Below are 4,255 nucleotides of genomic sequence, written 5' to 3'. Positions count from 1 at the left end.
AGCGCAACGCGGCAAAAGCGGCGCATTTCCTCGCCGCGCTGGAACTCGGAAAGCAGGGCGCCGTCACCCTCTCTCAGGACAGGCAGTTCGGAACCGTAGAACTCGCACGCACGGAAGAACGGGCCGCTCCGGACGGTGCGTGATGTCTGGCGGGCATCCTTTTATGGGACGTGTGTCCTAGGCTCAGGCCCTGTTAATTCACTGAACTGAGCGTGCTGTTGTGATTCACAGTCTTACCGCTGGAGGTGAGGCTGTGAGTGAGATATTTTTGCTGTCTGAACGTCAGATGGATCGGATCAGGCTGTTTTTCCCACTGGCGCACGGAGTGCTCCGTGTGGATGACCGGCGTGTTCTGAGCGGGATCGTTTATGTGATCCGCAACGGTCTTCAGTGGAAAGACGCCCCGAAAGCATATGGTCCGCACAGGACTTTGTATAATCGTTTCATTCGCTGGAGCCGCCTGGGTGTCTTTGACAGGATATTTGTCGTCCTGACAGAACAGGCTGGCCGTTCAAAGCGCCTGATGATCGATGCAACACATCTCAAGGCGCACCGGACATCGGCCTCCCTTCTCAGAAAGGGGCTTTTCCCCGCCATATCGGACGGACAAAAGGCGGCCTGAACTCAAAACTCCATGCCGTGTGCGATGGTCTGGGCCGGCCTGTCTGCCTTCATCTGACTGCGGGACAGGTGAGTGACTTCAAAGGCGCGGATGTTCTGCTGGCGGACCTGCCGGATGAGACAGAGGAAGTCATCGGTGACCGGGGATACGACAGCAATAAAATCAGACAGTCTCTCGCAGACCGGAATATCACCGCCCGCATTCCGCCGAAGAAGAACCGGAAATCAAAGCTGCCTTACGACTGGCATCTGTATAAAAAGCGCCATCTGATCGAAAACATGTTCGCAAAGCTCAAAGACTGGCGACGGGTGGCAGCTGGAACACGGCGGTTCTTCGTTGCCAGTCTCATGGCACTCCTAACGAGATCACATTGCAGGAACGGTTCCAGCCTCCTGCAGAGTCATCATTGAGGAAAATACGCCGTAGATTTATGGTGATTGGTGATTAATTCTCCATATCGGGAGGCGTCGTTTTGCTCGGGTGCCCGAAGCACGAACAGAGGCTGGACGCAGGCAGGCTGCCGCGACATCGCCACGGCTCGGCTTATGTCTCTCTGTTGCTGGATGGTACCTATGGCGAGCGAGGATCGAGAGGCCGCTGGTCCGTGAAACCTGGCCAGCTCATCGCACACGCCGCTTTCGAGTGTCATGACAATGAGATTGCACGGTCTGGTGCCTGGATAATAAATATCCCCATACCGACTTATATGTTTTTACCTCCGGTTTTTACTGTTGCCGACCCCGACGCGCTGATCATAGCTGTACGACGAGGGTTACCGGTCCTGACCTATCTTCGGCCAGTGAGTGTCATTTCTCCCCGGGATGACGATTGGCCCGATACTCTCGCTACCCTGCTGCGACGCAAGCCAGTTTCCGTCACCCGGTGGGCACATGAAGCGGGTCTCGCACCAGCGACGGTCAGCCGCGGTTTTTTGGCGGCGTTCGGCGTTACACCCGGTCGGTATCGGTTAGAAAGCCAGTTACTGCGAGCGATGCAGCTTATAGCCACGACCGATGAATCGCTGGCGGCAATTGCTGATAGTTGCGGCTTCGCGGATCAGGCACATTTGTGCCGAACAGTCAGAGTGGCGTCGGGTTACTCACCTCGTGAGTGGAAGGTCAAATCCATTCAAGACGATAGGATGTAAGACTGGCAGGAGATAGACAACTACTGAATGTGAGTAAATTGATGCCCGCCAGTGCCAATGCTATTTTACTCGCCGCTTCCACCATCGTTCCGATTGCGAGTACGATCTCGATCACACCGGCGGCAAAACAGGAACTACGTTTGGCAATGGGTGCCATCCTGCGTGGACAGGGAGGTGAAGCACAATCCGCCCTGCAATCCATCTCACCGACAGAACTCAGCTCCGAAGATCGTTACTTCCGTTCTTGTGCTTTATCGCGTTTGAATCCGGACAATACGATGCAGATGACGTCAGACATTCTGCATGAGAATACCTTTACACATGATATTCTGAATCTGTATCGCACCTATTGGCGCACAAGCGCTCTCAACGCAAACAGTCGCCCGACGGCAGAAAAGGCGCTTACCAACGGTCTGGCGAACCTCCTCAGCCGCCCCCTCAATAATATCGCAGAAGCTGAGCCGTTGATTGCCGCCCGATTGACTGCCTATGGCCTCTTTTCCCAGGAAGGACGAACGGGAGTCCTTCATGATTTGATGATCTGGAGCCGCAACACGCAGAAAATTGAGCAGGTTCCTTTACCAGAAGGCAGCAATGCGACACATGTCAACTATCTCGACGGCTTTATAAGTCGTGGCTGGAGCAGCTACTTAACCTGTAATTATACAGGAACCGGCGGCTGGACCACCAGCGATGGTCTTTTCGTGATTGTCCCGAGTTACGACAGCCTGACCGACGAGAAATTCCGGGTAAACCTCCTTGCGCACGAGAGCCAGCACTATTCAGACAAAAAGCGCTTTGGCGACATGCCTTTATGGCGGCTCGAATATCGCGCTAAGCTCGCTGAGGTGGCGTATGCCACCACGACCAGGAATCGCGTACTAGACGCTTTTGTCGCTAATCAGAGCGACGATCCCGGCGATCCGCACAGCTATGCTAACAAGAAAGTACTGAAAATCTTGATGACGCGGCTTGGCCTGACATCCGCGGCCAGCCTTTACACCGTTTCGGTCGACCGCCTGCACCAGACCGCGATCAATGCCCTCAGGGCGGATAGCGTCGCGCTTGATACTGCCCGGCGCGACAGTGTGCCACCGTAAGAGCATCAGCGGCTCCGCTTATCAGCGGAACGACTGAATAGAAAGCGATAGCAGCAAGTCCGCTTTCGCCTTCATTCAGGCCATTCGGGTGAACCCTGGCTCGTCTCGAAAGCTGACACTAGTCAGGCAGACCCTCCGAATTTGAGAGTCTCTGAACAGCCCTGTCTTTTGCATGATCCGAACAAAGCCTGTTTCCTGAAGCTATGCGGGGGGCCACCATGAATAGATTGACCGAAGGTTCATGGCGGTATCTGTGGAGCTGTCAGTCCCGATAGCCTATTGAGGGCTGGAAAGTATGAAATCCGCTATAGCGGGCACGACACCGGGAGCAAGCGGTAAACTTGGATCTGAATAGGTGCTAAGATTCGCACGACGATCGATAAAAGACACATATTTCAGGACGTGGTTTGTGTTTGGCAAAAGCACAAGTTTCGCACGTAGGTCAGCGCCTTTCAGGGTTTGCGCGTCTTCGACACCAACCTGGACATCGCGCTCGCCCTGCACAATTAAAACCGGCTTGTCGAGCGTCCCTATGAGTTTCGCTGGGTCGATAGAGAATTCGCTGATCAGGAAATTCTGGATCGCGGGATGGAAAAGCCGGAGCAGACTGGGATCCAGTCTGCTGGCATCAACGTGCTGTCCGGCTTTAAGATTCGAGATAGCCGTCAGCGCCTGATCGAGTATCGGGGCATTCGCCGGGTTGGACTTCAGTTGCTCTTCAAGCACCTGGTCCGTTGGCCGTCCTGGCACCGCGACAAGAACCAGACCGCAGATTTCCGTGTTCTTCTGCGCGGCTGACAGCGCGACCAAGCCGCCTTCGCTGTGTCCAAGAACCCAGACGCACTTCGTGCCTGTCATGCGCCGAATGGACGCTATCCATGAACGAACGTCCGTAGCGTAATCTCCGATCGTCACGGCATTGGCATCCGGAATCGCCCCAGCGCTTGCATACATCCCCCGCTTGTCGATACGGACGGTAGCGACGCGACGCGCAGCCAGTCCCTCGGCCAGCAGCTTCATCGTGGCCGCTTTTAGCCCGCGAGTGTTGTTCCCGTCACGGTCGGTAGGACCAGAGCCGGGGATCATGAGCACAATTGGGGCATCCTTTCCGGGATACAGCATAGTTCCTTTGAGCGGGCCATTTGGCCCTGGCGCCTCAACGAATGTCTGGACTGGCGGTAAGGAGGATGCGGCCGCAGCGTTCGCCGGACAAAGAAATGTGGTCAGAACGAATATTGCGGCGAAATCCACGAATCTGCTCGTTATTGGCACAGAATTGAGGTGGTCCCGTCCGTTCGGACAGTTTTGCGGGCTTGATAAGCTATACCCGGTTGTTGTTATGCCGCCCTTCTGACGGCGTTGCTGTTGGCCATCTGGTCCGGGGTT

Annotated in this window: 3 protein-coding genes and 1 pseudogene; 3 read left to right on the top strand and 1 reads right to left on the bottom strand. The window is 55.3% G+C overall.

Annotated elements, in window-relative coordinates; genetic code table 11:
- Positions 1–253 precede the first annotated feature (253 nt).
- The 3 genes and pseudogenes from GOB93_RS22340 to GOB93_RS20565 all read left to right on the top strand — a co-directional run bounded on the left by GOB93_RS22340 (position 254) and on the right by GOB93_RS20565 (position 2,869).
- Positions 254–1,032 (top strand): annotated as a pseudogene (locus GOB93_RS22340) (IS5 family transposase).
- 296 nt (positions 1,033–1,328) lie between these two features.
- A complete protein-coding gene (locus GOB93_RS22335; RefSeq protein ID WP_408742428.1) occupies positions 1,329–1,769 on the top strand; it encodes a helix-turn-helix transcriptional regulator in 441 nt (146 codons plus the stop codon).
- 41 nt (positions 1,770–1,810) lie between these two features.
- Positions 1,811–2,869, top strand: a complete 1,059-nt coding sequence (locus GOB93_RS20565; protein WP_173585226.1) for a hypothetical protein — start codon at positions 1,811–1,813, stop codon at positions 2,867–2,869.
- 276 nt (positions 2,870–3,145) lie between these two features.
- Here the strand turns inward: GOB93_RS20565 and GOB93_RS20560 are convergent, their stop codons facing one another.
- A complete protein-coding gene (locus GOB93_RS20560) occupies positions 3,146–3,889 on the bottom strand; it encodes an alpha/beta hydrolase (protein ID WP_338422427.1) in 744 nt (247 codons plus the stop codon).
- Between the last annotated feature and the right edge of the window lie 366 nt (positions 3,890–4,255).

The sequence above is a fragment of the Acetobacter musti genome (assembly GCF_011516835.1).
In the GTDB taxonomy this organism is placed as follows: Bacteria; Pseudomonadota; Alphaproteobacteria; order Acetobacterales; family Acetobacteraceae; genus Acetobacter; species Acetobacter musti.
The sequence above is the reverse complement of the archived record's forward strand: the minus strand, read 5'-3'. Positions and strand labels throughout refer to the sequence as shown.